The sequence below is a fragment of the Stella humosa genome, from assembly GCF_006738645.1.
In the GTDB taxonomy this organism is placed as follows: domain Bacteria; phylum Pseudomonadota; class Alphaproteobacteria; order ATCC43930; family Allostellaceae; genus Allostella; species Allostella humosa.
In genome coordinates, this window is the sequence record NZ_AP019700.1 from 1723369 (window position 1) to 1739430 (window position 16062).

The 16062-nt window shown below is 70.5% G+C and carries 16 protein-coding genes; 14 read left to right on the plus strand and 2 right to left on the minus strand.

The features are described 5' to 3' along the window. Window positions 1–10 precede the first annotated feature (10 nt). Window positions 11–217, minus strand: a complete 207-nt coding sequence (locus STVA_RS08070; RefSeq protein WP_142235701.1) for a hypothetical protein — start codon at window positions 215–217, stop codon at window positions 11–13. Between the two features lie 183 nt (window positions 218–400). Between STVA_RS08070 and STVA_RS08075 the strand changes: the two genes are divergently transcribed. Next, a complete protein-coding gene (locus tag STVA_RS08075; protein ID WP_123689131.1) occupies window positions 401–1369 on the plus strand; it encodes a Gfo/Idh/MocA family protein in 969 nt (322 codons plus the stop codon). Window positions 1370–1378: 9 nt separating this feature from the next. On the opposite strand, the gene STVA_RS08080 is transcribed toward STVA_RS08075, so the two are convergent. Beyond that, entirely contained in the window at window positions 1379–2158 is a 780-nt protein-coding gene (locus tag STVA_RS08080; protein WP_123689130.1) for a 3-ketoacyl-ACP reductase, read from the minus strand. 149 nt (window positions 2159–2307) lie between these two features. On the opposite strand from STVA_RS08080, the gene STVA_RS08085 reads away from it, so the two are divergent. From STVA_RS08085 to STVA_RS08145, 13 genes are all read left to right on the plus strand, one after another. After that, on the plus strand, window positions 2308–2775 hold the full coding sequence (locus STVA_RS08085) for a (2Fe-2S)-binding protein (protein ID WP_123689129.1): 468 nt from the start codon (window positions 2308–2310) through the stop codon (window positions 2773–2775). Between the two features lie 14 nt (window positions 2776–2789). Continuing rightward, complete coding sequence (locus STVA_RS08090) at window positions 2790–5021, plus strand: xanthine dehydrogenase family protein molybdopterin-binding subunit (protein ID WP_197735821.1); 2232 nt, start codon at window positions 2790–2792, stop codon at window positions 5019–5021. Window positions 5022–5195: 174 nt separating this feature from the next. Further along, window positions 5196–6008: a VOC family protein gene (locus STVA_RS08095; protein ID WP_123689849.1), complete on the plus strand. Its 813-nt coding sequence runs from the start codon at window positions 5196–5198 to the stop codon at window positions 6006–6008. Between the two features lie 70 nt (window positions 6009–6078). Beyond that, on the plus strand, window positions 6079–7695 hold the full coding sequence (locus STVA_RS08100) for an ABC transporter substrate-binding protein (protein ID WP_123689128.1): 1617 nt from the start codon (window positions 6079–6081) through the stop codon (window positions 7693–7695). A gap of 12 nt (window positions 7696–7707) precedes the next feature. Continuing rightward, a complete protein-coding gene (locus tag STVA_RS08105; protein WP_123689127.1) occupies window positions 7708–8685 on the plus strand; it encodes an ABC transporter permease in 978 nt (325 codons plus the stop codon). A 5-nt stretch (window positions 8686–8690) separates the two neighbouring features. Beyond that, window positions 8691–9521, plus strand: coding sequence for an ABC transporter permease (locus STVA_RS08110; RefSeq protein ID WP_123689126.1), 831 nt, complete (start codon window positions 8691–8693; stop codon window positions 9519–9521). Beyond that, the gene (locus tag STVA_RS08115; protein ID WP_123689125.1) at window positions 9518–11137 is read left to right on the plus strand and encodes an ABC transporter ATP-binding protein; all 1620 of its coding nucleotides are present in this window, start codon (window positions 9518–9520) and stop codon (window positions 11135–11137) included. The genes STVA_RS08110 and STVA_RS08115 overlap by 4 nt, the downstream gene beginning before the upstream one ends. Before the next feature lie 79 nt (window positions 11138–11216). Beyond that, entirely contained in the window at window positions 11217–11492 is a 276-nt protein-coding gene (locus tag STVA_RS08120; protein WP_123689124.1) for a hypothetical protein, read from the plus strand. Between the two features lie 61 nt (window positions 11493–11553). Beyond that, window positions 11554–12270: an MICOS complex subunit MIC60 gene (locus STVA_RS08125; protein WP_123689123.1), complete on the plus strand. Its 717-nt coding sequence runs from the start codon at window positions 11554–11556 to the stop codon at window positions 12268–12270. A gap of 61 nt (window positions 12271–12331) precedes the next feature. Next, on the plus strand, window positions 12332–13402 hold the full coding sequence (locus tag STVA_RS08130) for a PstS family phosphate ABC transporter substrate-binding protein (RefSeq protein WP_123689122.1): 1071 nt from the start codon (window positions 12332–12334) through the stop codon (window positions 13400–13402). Window positions 13403–13431: 29 nt separating this feature from the next. Beyond that, entirely contained in the window at window positions 13432–14100 is a 669-nt protein-coding gene (locus STVA_RS08135; RefSeq protein WP_123689121.1) for a hypothetical protein, read from the plus strand. Between the two features lie 52 nt (window positions 14101–14152). Then, window positions 14153–15199, plus strand: coding sequence for an amino acid ABC transporter substrate-binding protein (locus STVA_RS08140; protein ID WP_123689120.1), 1047 nt, complete (start codon window positions 14153–14155; stop codon window positions 15197–15199). Continuing rightward, complete coding sequence (locus tag STVA_RS08145; protein ID WP_245978270.1) at window positions 15157–16032, plus strand: aminoglycoside phosphotransferase family protein; 876 nt, start codon at window positions 15157–15159, stop codon at window positions 16030–16032. The genes STVA_RS08140 and STVA_RS08145 overlap by 43 nt, the downstream gene beginning before the upstream one ends. Window positions 16033–16062: the final 30 nt, after the last annotated feature.

Consider the following 16062-nt stretch of genomic DNA (forward strand, 5'->3'; position numbering starts at 1 on the left):
TGTCCCGAGCCTACTTGCACTTCGCCACGCACTGCCCGGCCTTGCCGCCGCACTGGCCCTTGTTGCCGGTGCGCGCGAGGCAGGCCTGCTCCTCGTCGATGCATTTCTGCCGGCACTGGGCCTGGGCCATGGCCTCGGGGGCGAAGACAGCCATCTGCCCGGCAGCAAGCAACGGAGCAATCGCAAGAACGCCCATCAGTGTCTTGAAGCGTCGCATGTTTCCCTCCCGCCGACCCGCGTTCTCCGGGTTGCGGGGAAGAGTAGCGCCGCCCGTTCATCGAGGCCAGCGGCAGCTTGCTTCGGTAGCGGCTCGGGCGGCAGCCTTGCCCAGGCTGCGCCTTGACCCGGATGCCGGCTATAGGGCGTATGACGCGCGGATCGGCAGGGAAAGGACGGCGAGATGACGGCGATCGGCCTGGGCTTCATCGGCTACGGCATCATGGGCGACCGGCTGCTGCGGGCGGCGCTCGACCATGACCCGGCGGTGCTGCGGACGGTCGGCGTGTGGGATCCGTCGGCCGAGGCGATGGCGCGTCTGGCCGCGAACTTCCCCGGCGTCGCCCGCCTGCACGACCCGGCCGAGGTGATCGCTGCGGCCGACTGCGTCTATGTCGCCTCGCCGCCGGCCAGCCACCTGGAGCACGCCCACGCGATCCTGGGGGCGGGCAAGGCCGCCTTCCTGGAGAAGCCGCTGGCGGTCGATGTCGGCCAGGCCGAGCGGCTGGTCGCAGGTGCGGCCGGTGCGCGGGCGGCGGTCAACTTCCCCTTCGCCTCGTCGCTGGCGGTGGCGCAACTGGCCGCCTGGCTTGACGAAGGCGCGGTTGGGGCGCCGCAGTCCTTGCGCATCGAGGTCGCCTTCGCCCGCTGGCCGCGGCCCTGGCAGGAGGATGCCGCCGGCTGGCTCGCGCGCCGCGGCCAGGGCGGGTTCACGCGCGAGGTGGTGTCGCACTTCCTGTTCCTGGCGCGCCGCCGCCTGGGGCCGCTGACGCTGCTGGCGCACAGCGTCGAGTACCCGGGCGGCGACAAGGCCGAGGAGGTGATCGCCGCCACCCTGACCGCGGGCGAGGTGCCGGTGCGCCTGTCCGGCCGCGTCGGCGGCACCGACAAGGCCGACCACAACCGCTGGACGTTGGAAGGCGACCTTGGCGCGATCCGCCTCAGCGACTGGTCGGTGGCAGAGCGGCGCCAGCCAGACGGCACCTGGCGGGAAGCGGCCGACGCCATGCCCAACGAGAAGGCGCGCCCCCTGGTGCTGAAGCGCCAACTCGACAGCGTCGCCGCCATGGCCCACGGCCGGCCGCACCCGCTGGCGACCCTGGGCGAGGCGCTCGACGTGCAGCGCGTGGTCGAGGCCATCCTGGCGGGCTGAGGACAGACCTTACAAACGGGAGATCCCCAGCCCGCCATCGACATGGATGGCCTCGCCGGTGCTGAAGTCGAAGGCGCCCGATGCCAGCGCCGCCACGGCGCGGCCGATATCCTCGGCCTCGCCCCATCGGCGTGCGGGCGGGGTGCCGGCGGCGATGATCGGGTCATAGGTGGCACTGACGGGGGCCGTCATGTCGGTGCGGATGATGCCGGGGCGGATCTCGAAGGCCGGTATGCCGGCCTCGGCCAGGCGCAGCGCGAAAAGGCGGGTCATCATCGGCAAGCCGGCCTTGGCGATGCAGTATTCGCCGCGATTGATGCTGGCCATCGTCGCGTTCACCGACGAGATGGTGACGATCGCCCGCCGGCGCCGGCCGCCCTCGTCGAGCCAGCGCCGCGCCAGCGCCTGGGTCAGGAAGAAGGGGCCGCGCAGGTTGATCGTGACCAGCCGGTCGAAGCTCTCCGGCGTCATGTCGAGCAGGTCGCCGCGGCGCTGCACCGATACGCCTGCATTGTTGACCAGCAGCCCGATCGGCCCCAGGGCGGCCATGACCGCATCGAGCAGTGCCGCATGGCCCGCCGGGTCAGCCACGTCGGCCCGCACGAAGGTGCCGCTGCCGCCGCGCGCGGCGATCCCGCCCAGCGTCTCGGCCACCTCGGCATCGTCGACGATGTCGTTGATGGCGACGTCATGGCCCGACTCCGCCAGCGCGTAGGCGATGCCGCGGCCGATGCCGCGCCGCCCGCCGGTGACCAGGGCGACCGGCCGGCCGCCCGCTGTTTCCGTCATGTCCGCATTCCTTCCCTTGGCCGTTCAGCATAGGCGCCGGCGAGGGGCCTTGGAAAACCCCCGCATGGGTATAGGCTCATCCCAGAGCGGGAATGCCGCCCCTGCCGGAGCGGCTTCGCCGACCGAAAGTCCACTGGGGAGGACGCAACATGGCCGTCTCAAGGTCGCTCGACGTCAACGGCCGGGTCGTCTCGATCGAGATCGACGATCCGGAAATGCCGTTGCTCTATGCCCTGCGCGACAACCTGGCCCTGCACGGCCCGCGCTTCGGCTGCGGGCTGGGGCAGTGCGGCGCTTGCACCGTCCATGTCGACGGGGTGGCCATGCGCTCCTGCGTGTTGCCGCTGTCGGCGGTGGCGGCCGGGCAGAAGGTGGTGACGCTTGAAGGGCTGGGCACGGCCGACAAGCCGCACCCCGTCCAGCAAGCCTTCATCGCCGAGCAGGCCGCCCAATGCGGCTACTGCATCAACGGCATGATCATGGAGTCGGCCGCCTTCCTGGCGAAGGCGAAGAAACCGAGCGAGGCCGACATCAAGGCGGCGCTCGCCAACAACCTTTGCCGCTGCGGCACCCATGCCGCGATCCTGCGCGCCGTGAAGCGCGCGGCCGAAGCGTGACGGGGAGAACCTCCATGACCACGCAAGCCATGCTGTCGCGGCGCGGCGTCCTCAAGGCCGGCGGCGCCCTCGTCGTCGGCTTCCAGCTTTCCGGCCCGATCGGCCAGGCCTTCGCGCAGGGATCGGGGGCATCGGCCGCCGGGCCCAAGCCGGTCGCCCTCGACCTCGTCGACACCTTCCTGTCGATCGACGGGCAGGGGCAGGTGACGATCTATTCCGGCAAGGTCGATCTCGGCACCGGGGTGCAGAGCGCGCTGGGGCAAATGATCGCCGACGAGCTCGACGTGCCCGACGCGCGGGTGACGGTGATCCAGGGCGACACCGACCTGACGCCCGACCAGGGGCCGACCTATGGCAGCCTGTCGATCCAGAATGGCGGCGTGCAGATCCGCCAGGCGGCCGCCACCGCGCGATCGGCCCTGCTGGACGAGGCGGCCAAGCGCCTTGGCGTGGCCAAGGCCGATCTCGTGGTGGTCGACGGCGCGATCTCGGCCAAGGGCGGCGGGCGCAGCGTCACCTATGCCGAGCTGATCGGCGGCCGGCGCTTCGAGGTGAAGCTCGACCCCGCCGCGCCGACCAAGAAGCCGGCCGACTACAAGCTGGTCGGCCGCTCGCAGCCCCGCCGCGACGTGCCCGACAAGATCATGGGCCGCTTCACCTACATGCAGGATTTCCGCGTGGCGGGCATGCTGCACGGGCGGGTGATCTATCCGCCGGCGATCGGCGCCAAGCTGGAAAGCGTCGACGAAAGCTCGGTCAAGGGCTTGCCGGGCGCAGTGCAGGTGGTGCGCCAGGGCAACTTCCTGGGTGTCGTCGCCAGCAACGAGTGGGCCGCGATCCGGGCTGCCGGCGCGTTGAAGGCGACGTGGTCGAAGTCCGAGACGCTGCCCGACCAGTCCCGCCTGTGGGAGCATGTGCGCGCGACCAAGGTGGTGAAGGACGACGTCACCAGCAATGTCGGCGACACGGCCGCGGCGATGAAGGGCGAGGGACGCAAGTTCGCCGCCAGCTACGACTTCGCCATCCACACCCACGGCTCGATCGGCCCGTCCTGCTCTATCGCCGAGTTCAAGGACGGCAAGCTGACCTCCTGGTCGGCCTCGCAGGCGACCCACAACCTGCGCAAGCAGTTGGCGCAGATGCTGGCGATGCCGCTCGATGCGGTGCACTGCGTCTATATCGAGGGCTCCGGCTGCTACGGGCGCAACGGCCACGAGGACGCGGCGGCCGACGCCGCGCTGATGGCCAGGGCGGTGGGGCGGCCGGTCCGGGTGCAATGGTCGCGCGCCGACGAGCATGGCTGGGACCCGAAGGGGCCGCCGACCCTGATCGACCTGCGCGCCAACCTGGATGCCGGCGGCAACGTGACGGCCTGGGAGTCCGAGTTCTTCATCCCCCAGGGGGCGGCCGGCAACGTCGCCCTGGTGGCGGCCGACCTGGCGGGCCTGCCCAACGCCACCGACATCGCACCGGGCGGCATCCACCAGAACTCGGCCATCCCCTACAAGTTCGCCAACGTCCGCACGGTCTGCCGGCGGCTGGAGACGACGCCCTTCAAGCCGTCCTGGATCCGCACGCCCGGGCGGATGCAGAACACCTATGCCAACGAATGTTTCCTCGACGAACTGGCCGCCGCCGCCGGGGCGGATCCGCTCGCCTATCGCCTGAAGTACCTCGACCCCGCCGACCGCCGCGGCATCGAGGTGCTGGAGCGGCTGGAGAAACTGGCGAAGTGGGAGAGGCGGCCGTCGCCCCAGCGATCGACTGCCGGCGACGTGCTGAAGGGGCGGGGGCTGACCTACGTCAAGTACGAGCTGGTGCGCACCTATGTCGGTGCGGTGGCCGAGGTCGAGGTCGAGCGGGCGACCGGCATCATCCGGGTGACGCGCTTCTACGTCGTCCACGACTGCGGCCAGATGATCAACCCCGACGGGGTGAAGGCACAGATCGAGGGCAACGTCTTCCAGACCGTAAGCCGCACCTTGAAGGAGGAACTGACCTTCGACCGCGGCGCCGTCACCAGCCTGGACTGGGCCAGCTATCCGATCCTGACCTTCCCGGAGGTGCCGGAACTGGTCATGGAACTGATCGACCGCCCGGCCGAGAAGCCGTGGGGTGCGGGCGAGCCGACGGCGGCCGTGGTGCCGTCCGCCATCTCCAACGCCGTGTTCGACGCGACGGGCGTGCGGCTGCGCTCGGTGCCCTACACGCCCGCCAAGGTGAAGGCGGCGTTGCAGCAGGCATGAGGTGCGGATCGGGGTGGGGCCGGCGGGCCTCACCCCGGTTCATGCTGGCTGCCCGCGATTTCAAGGCGAATTCCCCTCATCCCAGGCGCTAGAAAAAACCGTTGCCGGAAAGCGTGCGAGGGATGTCATAAGGGCGCCCCCTAGTTGCAGCCCTTCCAGCCGGAGGCCTCGGGCATGGCGCTCAAGCATATCCTCGGTCTCGACCATATCGTCGTCACTGTCCGCGACCTCGATGCCGCGGCGCTGCGCTGGCAGGAACTGGGATTCGCCGTGTCGCCGCGCGGGACCCACTCGCCCCATCTGGGTTCGGCCAACTACACCATCGTCTTCGACGACGACTATATCGAGCTGCTTGGTGTGCTGACGCCGACCGAGCACCTGAAGCCCACCATCGCCTTCCTGGAGAAGCGCGAGGGGCTGGAGCGCGCGGCCTTCACCACGGACGAAGCCGCGGCGGGGGCCGCGGAACTGCGCGCCCGCGGGCTGGAGCCGCTGGGCCCGGTGCATTTCGGCCGGCCCGTCGAGCTGCCGGGCGGCGGTGTGGGCGAGGCGCGCTTCAACGTCTTCCGCTGGCCGATCGCCGAGGCGCCGGGCGGCCTGCGCATCTTCGCCTGCCAGCACCTTACCCGCGAGACGGTCTGGGTTCCGGAATTGCAGCAGCACGCCAACGGCGCCCGCCGCCTGGTCCGCATCGAAATCTTGGCAGACGACCCGGCGGCCGCGGCCGCCCACCTGTCGCGCCTGATCGACGAGCCGGCGACCGCGACGGCCGATGGTAACCGGGTGCCGTCCGGCGGCAGCCGCGCGGACTTCCTTTTCTACGACGCCGCCACCTTCGCCCGTCGCTACCCGGCGGCCGTGCGGGCCGGGGCCGCCGCCGATGGCGGCGTGGCCGTCGTCGTGGCGACCGACGATGCCGCGCGGGCCGGCACCACCGTGCCCGCCGCCGATGCCAGCGGCGTCATCCTGCATTTCGTCCCGGCCTGAGCCGCGTGGCCCGGACGATGCATCATCTTCGCCCTATTCTCCGCATGTCGCTCGCCGTCAGGAGGCTCCCATGACCGACCATCGTCTGGAATTGAAGCGCCGCACCCTCTTGATGACCACGGCCGCCATGGCCGCCAGCGTGATGTTTCCCGAGCGCGTGTTCGCGCAAGCCGCCCCGCGCAAGGGCGGGGTCTTCTCGGTCCACTACGGGGCCGAGCAGCGCCAGCTCAACCCCAGCCTCCAGGCGTCGACCGGCGTCTACATCATCGGCGGCAAGATCCAGGAGCCGCTGGTCGACCTGGACGCCAAGGGCGACCCGGTCGGCGTGCTGGCCGAGCGCTGGGAGGCGACGCCGGACGGCAAGACCATCACCTTCCACCTGCGCCGCAACGTCAACTGGCACGACGGCAAGCCCTTCACCTCGGCCGACGTGCAGTTCACGGCTATGGCGATGTGGAAGAAGATCCTGAACTACGGCTCGACGCTGCAGCTCTTCCTGACCGCGGTCGACACGCCCGACGCCCACACCGCCATCTTCCGCTACGAGCGGCCGATGCCGCTGGGCCTGCTGCTGCGGGCACTGCCCGACCTGGGCTACATCTCGCCTAAGCATCTCTACGAGACGGGCGACATCCGCCAGAACCCGGTCAACCTGGCCCCCATCGGCACCGGCCCCTTCAAGTTCGTGCAGTACGAGCGCGGCCAGCACGTGATCGCCGACCGCAACCCGAACTATTGGCGCGCCGACGCGCCCTATCTCGACCGCATCGTCTGGCGCGTCATCACCGACCGCTCGGCGGCCGCCGCCCAGCTTGAGGCCGGCCAGCTCCACTACAGCCCGTTCTCGGGCATCACGCTGTCGGACATCGCGCGCCTGGCCAAGGATCCGCGCTTCGTCGTCTCGACCAAGGGCAACGAGGGCAATGCCCGCACCAACACGCTGGAATTCAACTTCCGCCGCAAGGAGCTGAGCGACATCCGCGTCCGGCGCGCCATCGCGCACGCCATCAACGTGCCGTTCTTCATCGACAACTTCCTCGGCACCTTCGCCAAGCTCGGCACGGGGCCGGTGCCGTCGGTATCGACCGATTTCTATCCGGCCGATAACGGCCCGCAATATCCCTACGACAAGGCCAAGGCAGCGCGCCTGCTGGACGAGGCCGGCTACAAGGCCGGCGCCGGCGGCACCCGCTTCTCGGTCCGGCTGCTGCCGGCGCCGTGGGGCGAGGACATCTCGCTGTGGTCGACCTTCGTGCAGCAGGCCCTGGGCGAGGTCGGCATCCGGGTCGAGGTGGTGCGCAACGACGGTGCCGGCTTCCTGAAGCAGGTCTATGCCGACCACGCTTTCGACCTCGCCACCGGCTGGCACCAGTATCGCAACGATCCCGCCGTCTCGACCACCGTCTGGTATCGCTCCGGCCAGCCCGTCGGCGCTCCCTGGACCAACCAGTGGGGCTGGACCGACCCGGAGATGGACCGGATCATCGACGACGCCGCGACCGAGATCGACCCCGCGAAGCGCAAGGCGCTCTACGCCCAGTTCCAGCAGCGCGCCAATTCCGAGTTGCCGATCTGGACGCCGATCGAGCAGATCTTCGTCACCACCATCTCGGCCAAGGCGCGCAACCACTCCAACACCCCGCGCTGGGGGTCGTCGAGCTGGCACGACCTGTGGCTGGCGGAATGACGCGCTGAAGCGATGCGGGTCCTTTCCCTGGCGGGGCGGCGCCTGGCCGCCTCGCTGCCAACCCTGTTCCTGATCCTGGTCGGGGTCTTCCTGCTGCTCCAGTTCGCGCCGGGCGACACGGTCGACGCGATGATGGCGCAGATGGGGGGCGGGGACGCCGCCACCGCGCGCGAGTTGCGGCAGTTCTACGGGCTCGACCTGTCGGTGCCGGTCCAGCTCGGCAACTATCTGTGGCGGCTGGTGCGGCTCGACCTCGGCTTCTCGTCGATCTACGGCAAGCCGGTCGCGACCGTCATCGCCGAGCGGCTGCCGGCCACCATCCTGCTGATGACGGCCTCGCTGTCCTTTGCCTTCTTCGCCGGGCTGGTGCTGGGGGTGATCGCGGCGCGCGGGGTCAACAAGTGGCCCGACACTATCATCTCGACGCTGGGCCTGGTCTTCTACGCCACGCCCTCCTTCTGGTTCGGCCTGATGGCGATCGTCGTCTTCTCGATCTACCTGCAATGGCTGCCGGCGGGCGGGCTGGAGGACATCACCCGCATCCAGTCCGGCATCTGGCGCACCCTCGATATCGCCCGCCACCTCGTACTGCCGACGCTGACGCTGGGGCTGATCTTCCTGGCGATCTATCTGCGCATCATGCGGGCCTCGATGCTGGAGGTCCTCAACCTCGACTTCGTGCGTACCGCGCGGGCCAAGGGGCTGGACGAGACCCGCGTCATCGTCCGCCACGTGCTGCGCAACGCGCTGCTGCCGATGGTGACGCTGATCGGGCTGCAGGCCGGCACGATGCTGGGCGGCTCGGTGGTGGTGGAGAGCGTCTTCTCGCTGCCGGGCCTCGGGCGGCTCGCCTACGAGTCCGTGATCCAGCGCGACCTGAACACCCTGCTCGGCATCGTCTTCGTGTCGGCCTTGCTGGTGATCGTGGTCAATTTCGCGGTCGATCTGGTCTATGCCCGGCTCGATCCGCGGATCGGCACGGGGGACTGACGGGGATGGGCGCCATCCGCGGCTATTTCCGCAGCCCGCCGGCCGTCATCGGCCTGGTCCTGCTGCTGCTGGTGATTGCCATGGCGGCCTCGGCCGGCTGGCTTTTCCCGCGCGATCCGCTGGCGCTGGCCGGCCGGCCGCTGGTCTGGCCGCTGGAGAACCCCCGCTTCTGGCTCGGCACCGATAATTCGGGGCGCGACATCGCCGCCCAGATCTTCCACGGCGCCCGCATCTCGCTGCTGATCGGCATGGTGGCGACCGTCATCGCCATCCTGATCGGCATCGTCATCGGTGCCATCGCCGGCTATTACGGCGGTTGGGTCGACACGGTGCTGATGCGGGTGACCGAGGCATTCCAGACCCTGCCCAACTTCCTGCTGCTGCTGGTCCTGGTGGTGGTGTTCGGGTCGACCCTGACGACCGTCACCATCGCGATCGGCGTCGTCTCCTGGCCTGCACCGGCGCGGCTGACGCGGGCGGAGTTCCTGTCGCTGCGCAACCGAGAGTTCGTGCAGGCCGGGCGCACGCTGGGCCTGCGCGACGCCCGCCTCATCTTCGGCGAGATCCTGCCCAACGCCCTGCCGCCGGTCATCGTCTATGCCAGCGTGGTGATGGCGGTCGCCATCCTGCTGGAGAGCGCGCTTGCCTTCCTGCGCCTGTCGGACCCCAACGTCGCCTCCTGGGGCAACCTGATCGGCCTCGGCCGCGACGTGCTGCGGGTGCAGTGGTACGTCTCGGCCATTCCCGGCGTCGCCATCCTGGTCACGGTGCTGGCGGTGTCGCTGGTGGGGCAGGGGCTGAACGACGCGCTGAACCCGCGGTTGAAGGGCCGATGACGCCGGTCCTCGTCCTCGACGGGCTTGGCGTCCGCCTGCCGCCCGGTGCCGACCGGTCGCACGCGCTGCGTGACGTGTCGCTGTCGATCGCGCCGGGCGAGATCCTGTGCGTGGTCGGCGAATCCGGGTCCGGCAAGTCGATGACGGCCAATGCGGTGATGCGCCTGCTGCCGGTCGGCGTGGCGATCGACGCCGGCCGCGTGCATTTCGACGGCCGCGACCTCGCCACCGTCAGCGAGGCCGAGATGCGCGGCGTGCGCGGTGCCGGCATCGCCATGATCTTCCAGGAGCCGATGACGGCGCTGAACCCGCTGCGCACCATCGGTGACCAGATCGGCGAGATGTTCGCCATCCACACGAACCTGGCCAAGGGTGCCATCCGCGCCCGGGTCCAGGCGCTGCTGGAAGAGGTGCGCATCCCCGATCCCGTGCGGGCCGCCCGCGCCTACCCGCACGAGCTGTCCGGCGGGCAGCGCCAGCGGGCGATGATCGCCATGGCGCTGGCGCTCGACCCCAAGGTGCTGGTAGCCGACGAGCCGACGACGGCGCTCGACGTGACGACCCAGGCCCAGATCCTGGAACTGATCCGCGACCTGCAGCGGCGCAAGGGCACGGGCGTGCTCTTCATCACCCACGATTTCGGCGTGGTGGCCGAGATCGCCGACCGCGTCGCCGTCATGCAGCACGGGCTCGTGGTGGAGGAGGGGCCGGCCGCCAATGTGCTGGAGAACCCGCAGCATCCCTACACCCGCCAGCTCATCGCTGCCGTGCCGCCCCTGCGCGCGCCGCCACCGCGCCCGCTGGCGGACGAGGCGATCCTGCGCATCGAGGGGGTGTCGAAGACCTATCGCACCGGCGGCTTCCTCGGCCGTGGCCAGCGGGTGACGCATGCGGTGAAGGACGTGTCGCTGCTGCTGCCCAAGGGCGGCACGCTCGGCATCGTCGGCGAATCCGGGTCTGGCAAGTCGACGCTGGCGCGCTGCATCGTCCGTCTGGTGGACCCCGACGCGGGCCATGTCTGGTTCGACGGCAGCGACCTGGCGACCCTGCCGCGGGCGGAGATGCGCCAGCGCACGCGCCACATCCAGATGGTGTTCCAGGACCCGTTCGGGTCGCTGAACCCGCGCCGGCGGGCGGGCGAACTGGTGGCCCAGGGGCCGATCGTCCACGGCGCGCCACGCGCCCAGGCGATGGCACGCGCGCGCGAACTCTTTGCCCTGGTCGGCCTCGACCCGGCGTCGGCCGACCGCTTCCCGCACGAGTTCTCGGGCGGGCAGCGCCAGCGCATCGGCCTTGCCCGCGCGCTGGCGCTCGAGCCCTCGATCCTGGTCGCGGACGAGCCGGTGTCGGCGCTGGACGTATCGGTCCAGGCGCAGGTGCTGGCGCTGCTGGCCGACCTGCGCCGGCGGCTTGGCCTGTCGATCGTCTTCATCACCCACGACCTGCGCGTGGCAGCCCAGATCTGCGACCGGGTGGCGGTGATGAAGGATGGCGCGGTGGTGGAGCATGGCCCCGTTGCCCAGGTGTTCGAGCGTCCGGCCCATGCCTATACCCGGGCTCTCCTGGCCTCGATCCCCGGCCGCGCCTTCGGCCTCGGCCGGAATGGTGGCGGATAGCGTTGCCCGGCCATGCCGGCGATGGTCTAATCGACGGCAGGGGTGCTACCTAGCGCCTGCCGCGAGCCCGAGGTGCCCAATGCGCAAGCTGATCGCCATCCTGCTGCTCTGCTTCGTGCCCAGCATGTCCTTCGCGCAGTCGCCGTCGATCACGCTGACGCCGTCGAAGATCGAGATGACGGGCATCAACGTGAAGCATGCGGTCATCATCGCGGCGGCCATCGTCGCGGGCGCGGTCCTGGGCGAGGCGGTCCTCGCCGGCGCGGTCGGGAATGCCCTTGGAACCCTGGCCGGCGCCGCTGCCGGCTTCGTCGCCGGCAAGACCATCACCGAGGACATGGACGACGGCCTCTGATCGGTCGCAGCGCCGACCCGGACCGTCTCGACACGGCCCGACATAGCCGGGGCGACGGGCGATGAGGCTTCCGGCCTTCCTCGGCACGGCCCTGCTGGTGGGTGGGCTCGTCGTGGTTGCCTTCGTCGCCGGCCAGCAGACATCGACCGCCACCCGGTTGGCCGCGGTCTCCGCCGTGGCGTCCGATGGCGGCTCGGCCCTGGTCGCGCGCATCGACGCCGTCGAGGCACGGCTCGCCCGGATGGAGGCGGGTCGGTCGAACGAACGCCTCATCGCCGGGCTGCTCAATCTGCAGGGTGCGACCGCATCGTCCCGGCCCTGGCCGCGCGAGCTGCAGGTCGTGCGGGACCTGGCGGGGCCGGGGCAACTGCCGCCGACTCTGGCCGACGTCCTGTCCGGCCACGCCGCCCGCGGCGTGCCGACGCGCGGCCAGTTGCGCGAACGGTTCGCCGCGATCCAGCCGGAACTGCTGGCCCAGGCCCCGGCCGAGGGCGGGATCGGCCAGCGCCTGCTGCATGGCAGCCGCGCCGCGGTCGCCGGGGCGGGCCTGGCCACACCGCCGCCGCCAAGCCGCACCGAGGCGGCGGTGGCCGGCATCGCGCTGCATCTGGCGCGCGACGATCTCTCCGCCGCCTTGATCGACGCGGCCAGCCTGGACCCGTCATTGCAAGCGCGCATCGCCGACTGGTCCGTGCAGGCGCGCGGCCGGCTGGCCGTCGACCAGGCCATCCGGGAGCTGCTGCTGCACGCGTTCGCCGCCGGCAGCCGGCGGCCATGACCTGCACATCCGTCCGACTTGCGGCTATGATGGCCCGGCCATTCGTCGGGGAGTATCTGCCGTGATCCGAGCGATCTTCGCCCTGTTGTCCGGTGTGCTGGTGGCGACCCTGGCGCCCGTCGGCAGCGGCCAGGCGCAGGACATGCTGACGTTGCGCGATCATCTGCTGGTGGTGGGGTCGCAGACGACGGCCAGCGTCGCAGGGCAACTGGTCGGCGCCTTTTCCGAACGCTATCCGACCGTGGCGCGACCCGAACTGCGCAGCGTTGACGCGGCAGCGGCAGCCGATCTGTTCTGCGCCAGCATCGGGCCGGAGACGCCCGACATCATGATCCTGTCCCGCCGGCTGTCCGCGGGCGCGCAGGAAGCCTGCAGCAGCAACGGCGTGCGCGACATCGTCGAAGTGCAGATCGGGCTGGGCGCCGTCGTCCTGGCCGTGAACCGCGGCGATCCGGCGCCGGCGCTGACCTCGCGCCAGGTCTATGAGGCACTGGCGGCCGAGCGGGTGGCGGGCGAGGCCTTCATGCCCAACAAGGTGGCCACCTGGTCCCAGATCGCCCCCTATCTTCCCAGCACGCCGATCCGGGTCATCGTGCCGGCACAGGGGACCGATGGCCGCCAGCTCTTCGACGACCTCGTGCTCGAGGCGGGCTGCCGCAAAGTCCGCGGCATCCGCCTTGTGTTCGAGGCGTCCTATCGGCGCGGCAAGTGCATCACGCTTCGCGAGGATGGCGCGGTAACGGTGCTGCCCAGCCTGGATGTGCCGGCGGCGGTCTTCGCGGCGCCCGCCGGGACCATCGGGGTGATGCCGATGGTCGAGGTGGCGAACAGCGGCGGCAACCTGATCGCGCTCTCGCTCGATGGGGTCGATGCGACGGCATCGACGGTGGCCTCGCTGGAGTACGACCAGACGCGCGTCGTCTACCTCTACGCCAAGCGCCAGCATGCCCGGAACCAGAGCGGCGTGGGTGTCGTGCGCGGCATCGCCGAAATGCTGGTGGAGGCGACGAGGGAGGCTGCCATCGGGCCGGGCGGCTATCTCACCAGTTCCGGCCTCGTGCCTCTGCCGCCGGCCGACCGCCTGGCGCAGCGGCGGGTGGCCGAACAGATGACCCTGATGCGGCCGCAATGATTCCCCGGGGACGATGCCGGAGACGTGCCATGCGACCACTGCTGCTGGGGCTTTCCCTCGTCTGGCTGGCGGTTGCCCAGCCTGCGCCGGTCGCCGCCCAGGCGGCCGCGGCGGCCAAGCCGGCCGACGGCGTCCAGATCGTGCAACTGCAGGACCTGCCGAGCGCCGATTCGCTCGGCGAGTGGAGCGAGCGCCTCTGGTCGGATTTCCTGGGCATGTTCCGGCTCGGTCAGGGCCATTCCCAGTTCGCCAGGCGGACGCCGGAGGTGGAATCCACCCATGCCCGCGCCCGCGACGACTTCGGCGCGCTGATGGAGATGGCCGGCTACAAGCTCAAGGAAATCGAGAGCTATGTCGGCGTGATCCCCAGCCTGCAGATGACGTTCGGCCAGGCGCGCGAGTTGACCGAGGCCGACCGGGAGTACGTCGAGCGCCAGCTCCTGCGCCATTCCCGGCGCCACCCCGGGCCGCTGGCGGCGATCCAGCGCATGATCGTGCGTTCGGTCGTCGAGGCGGCCGACATCGGCGGCTATTCGGTCGACAAGGTGGCGGTCGACATCTTCCCGCTGCCCAAGGTCAAGTTCGTGCTGACGCCGGCCGACGCCCCGCTCAGCCTCGACGCCGCCCGCATCATGCGCGCCATCGACGGCCTCAACCGGAAGCTGGAACAGATGCCGGCGCCCCGGACCGGCAGTTGATCACGACCCGAGTTCGTTGCCGCCGCGTAGCCTGAGGACGAGGACATTGCCAATGCGAATCCCCCTGCTTGGCGCCGTTCTGGGCGCGCTGATTGCCATTGGCACCGGCATGCCCGCCGTGGCGCAGGCGCCGGAGGACACGGTGGCCGCGATCCGCGCCAGGGGGCATCTCGTATGTGGCATATCCGCGAACAGCCCGGGCTTTGCCGTTCAGACCAGTCGCGACACGTGGGCGGGATTTGAGGTCGACTATTGCCGCGCCATCGCCTCGGTGGTGCTGGGGGACGCGAACAAGGTGAAGCTCGTGCCGGTCTCGACTGCAGAGCGGCTGGCCGTGCTGGAGCAGGGCGGGATCGACGTCCTCTCGCGCAACACCACCTGGACCCTGGAGCGCGAGGTCGGCGGCCATGTGGAGTTCGCCGCCGTCACCTACTATGACGGCCAGAGCTTCATGCTCCGCGCCGATCGCGGCATCCGCCGCATCCAGCAGATGGACGGCCTCAAGGTCTGCGTCGAGACCTCCACCACGACCGAGCAGAACGTGGCCGACCATGCCCGCGCGATGCGGCTGCGCCTGACGCTGGTGCAGATCCCCGACCTGGCCACGGCGCAGGCGGCCTTCCTGGCCGGGTTCTGCGACGCGCTGACCAGCGACCAGAGCGTGCTGGCCGGCATCCGCAAGGCGCAGGGCAGCCGCGCCGACCAGTTCGTGCTGCTGGGCGAGATCATCTCCAAGGAGCCGCTCAGCCTCGTCGTGCGCCGGGGGGACTGGCGCTTCTTCAACATCGTGCGCTGGACGCACCTGGCCATGGTCGCCGCCGAAGAGCTGAACATGGACAGTGGTGCGGTGCGCGATCTGCGCAGCCGTAGCGAGCCCGAGCTGGCGCTGGCCAGCCTGGAGGTACGGCGGCTGCTCGGCCGGGTCGGCTCGTCCGGCCGGATGCTGGGCCTCGATGCCGACTGGGCCGCGCGCCTGGTGCTGCAGGTGGGCAACTACCGCGAGGTCTGGGAGCGCAACATCGCCCCGCTCGGCATCCGCCGGGGGCTGAACCTGCTGTGGAGCCAGGGCGGGCTGCAATACGCCCCGCCGATGCGCTGACGGGGGATCGCCTTCCGCCAGCCGTCGCGGCCGCCCTGCGGCGGTGGGGCCTGGCGCCGGACGGCGCGCTGCTGGAAACCCCGTCAAGCTGGATCCTGCCGGTTTGCGGCGAGGGCGCGCCGGCCGTCCTCAAGGTCGCGCGCACGGCGGACGAGCGGCGCGGCTATGGGCTGATGCAATGGTGGGCCGGGCAGGGTGCGGCCGCCGTGTTGGCGTCCGCGCCGGGCGTGCTGCTCCTGGAGCGTGCTACGGGCCGGCGCGACCTCGCCGCCATGGCGCGCGCCGGCCAGGACGACGAAGCCACGCGCATCCTGTGCCGGACGGCGGGTCGCCTGCACCAGGCGCGGCCCGGATCCGTGCCGGAACTGCATCCGTTGCCGGCATGGTTCCAGCCGCTGTTCGACATGGCGGGCCGAGATTCCTCCCTGGCCCGGGCAGCCGCGGCGGCAAGCCGGCTGCTGGCCGAGCCTCGGTCCATCGGCCCTCTGCATGGCGACCTCCACCACGGGAACGTGCTGGACTTCGGCGCCCGCGGCTGGCTGGCGATCGACCCGCACGGCCTGCTGGGCGAGCGATGCTTCGACTATGCGAACATCTTCACCAACCCGGACCTCGACGACCCGGCCTGGCCCGTCGCGACCCTGCCGGGCCGGCTGGAGGCCCGCCTGGCGATCGTGGCCGCGACCGCCCCGGTCGAGCCCGGCCGCATGCTGCAATGGATCGTCGCCTGGACAGGCCTGTCGGCCGCCTGGTTCATCGGCGACGGCAACGACGAAGGGGCGGCGATCGACCTTACGATCAACCGTGCCGCCTGCGGACTCATCGATGTTTGAAATGCCCGGTGCTGACGTCAACTCCTTGAT

What these genes read in the sequence shown, in the direction of transcription:
- STVA_RS08070 (WP_142235701.1), bottom strand. Translation starts at nt 217, where the DNA reads ATGCGACGCTTCAAGACACTGATGGGCGTTCTTGCGATTGCTCCGTTG.
- STVA_RS08075 (WP_123689131.1), top strand. Translation starts at nt 401, where the DNA reads ATGACGGCGATCGGCCTGGGCTTCATCGGCTACGGCATCATGGGCGAC.
- STVA_RS08080 (WP_123689130.1), bottom strand. Translation starts at nt 2,158, where the DNA reads ATGACGGAAACAGCGGGCGGCCGGCCGGTCGCCCTGGTCACCGGCGGG.
- STVA_RS08085 (WP_123689129.1), top strand. Translation starts at nt 2,308, where the DNA reads ATGGCCGTCTCAAGGTCGCTCGACGTCAACGGCCGGGTCGTCTCGATC.
- STVA_RS08090 (WP_197735821.1), top strand. Translation starts at nt 2,790, where the DNA reads ATGACCACGCAAGCCATGCTGTCGCGGCGCGGCGTCCTCAAGGCCGGC.
- STVA_RS08095 (WP_123689849.1), top strand. Translation starts at nt 5,196, where the DNA reads ATGGCGCTCAAGCATATCCTCGGTCTCGACCATATCGTCGTCACTGTC.
- STVA_RS08100 (WP_123689128.1), top strand. Translation starts at nt 6,079, where the DNA reads ATGACCGACCATCGTCTGGAATTGAAGCGCCGCACCCTCTTGATGACC.
- STVA_RS08105 (WP_123689127.1), top strand. Translation starts at nt 7,708, where the DNA reads ATGCGGGTCCTTTCCCTGGCGGGGCGGCGCCTGGCCGCCTCGCTGCCA.
- STVA_RS08110 (WP_123689126.1), top strand. Translation starts at nt 8,691, where the DNA reads ATGGGCGCCATCCGCGGCTATTTCCGCAGCCCGCCGGCCGTCATCGGC.
- STVA_RS08115 (WP_123689125.1), top strand. Translation starts at nt 9,518, where the DNA reads ATGACGCCGGTCCTCGTCCTCGACGGGCTTGGCGTCCGCCTGCCGCCC.
- STVA_RS08120 (WP_123689124.1), top strand. Translation starts at nt 11,217, where the DNA reads ATGCGCAAGCTGATCGCCATCCTGCTGCTCTGCTTCGTGCCCAGCATG.
- STVA_RS08125 (WP_123689123.1), top strand. Translation starts at nt 11,554, where the DNA reads ATGAGGCTTCCGGCCTTCCTCGGCACGGCCCTGCTGGTGGGTGGGCTC.
- STVA_RS08135 (WP_123689121.1), top strand. Translation starts at nt 13,432, where the DNA reads ATGCGACCACTGCTGCTGGGGCTTTCCCTCGTCTGGCTGGCGGTTGCC.
- STVA_RS08140 (WP_123689120.1), top strand. Translation starts at nt 14,153, where the DNA reads ATGCGAATCCCCCTGCTTGGCGCCGTTCTGGGCGCGCTGATTGCCATT.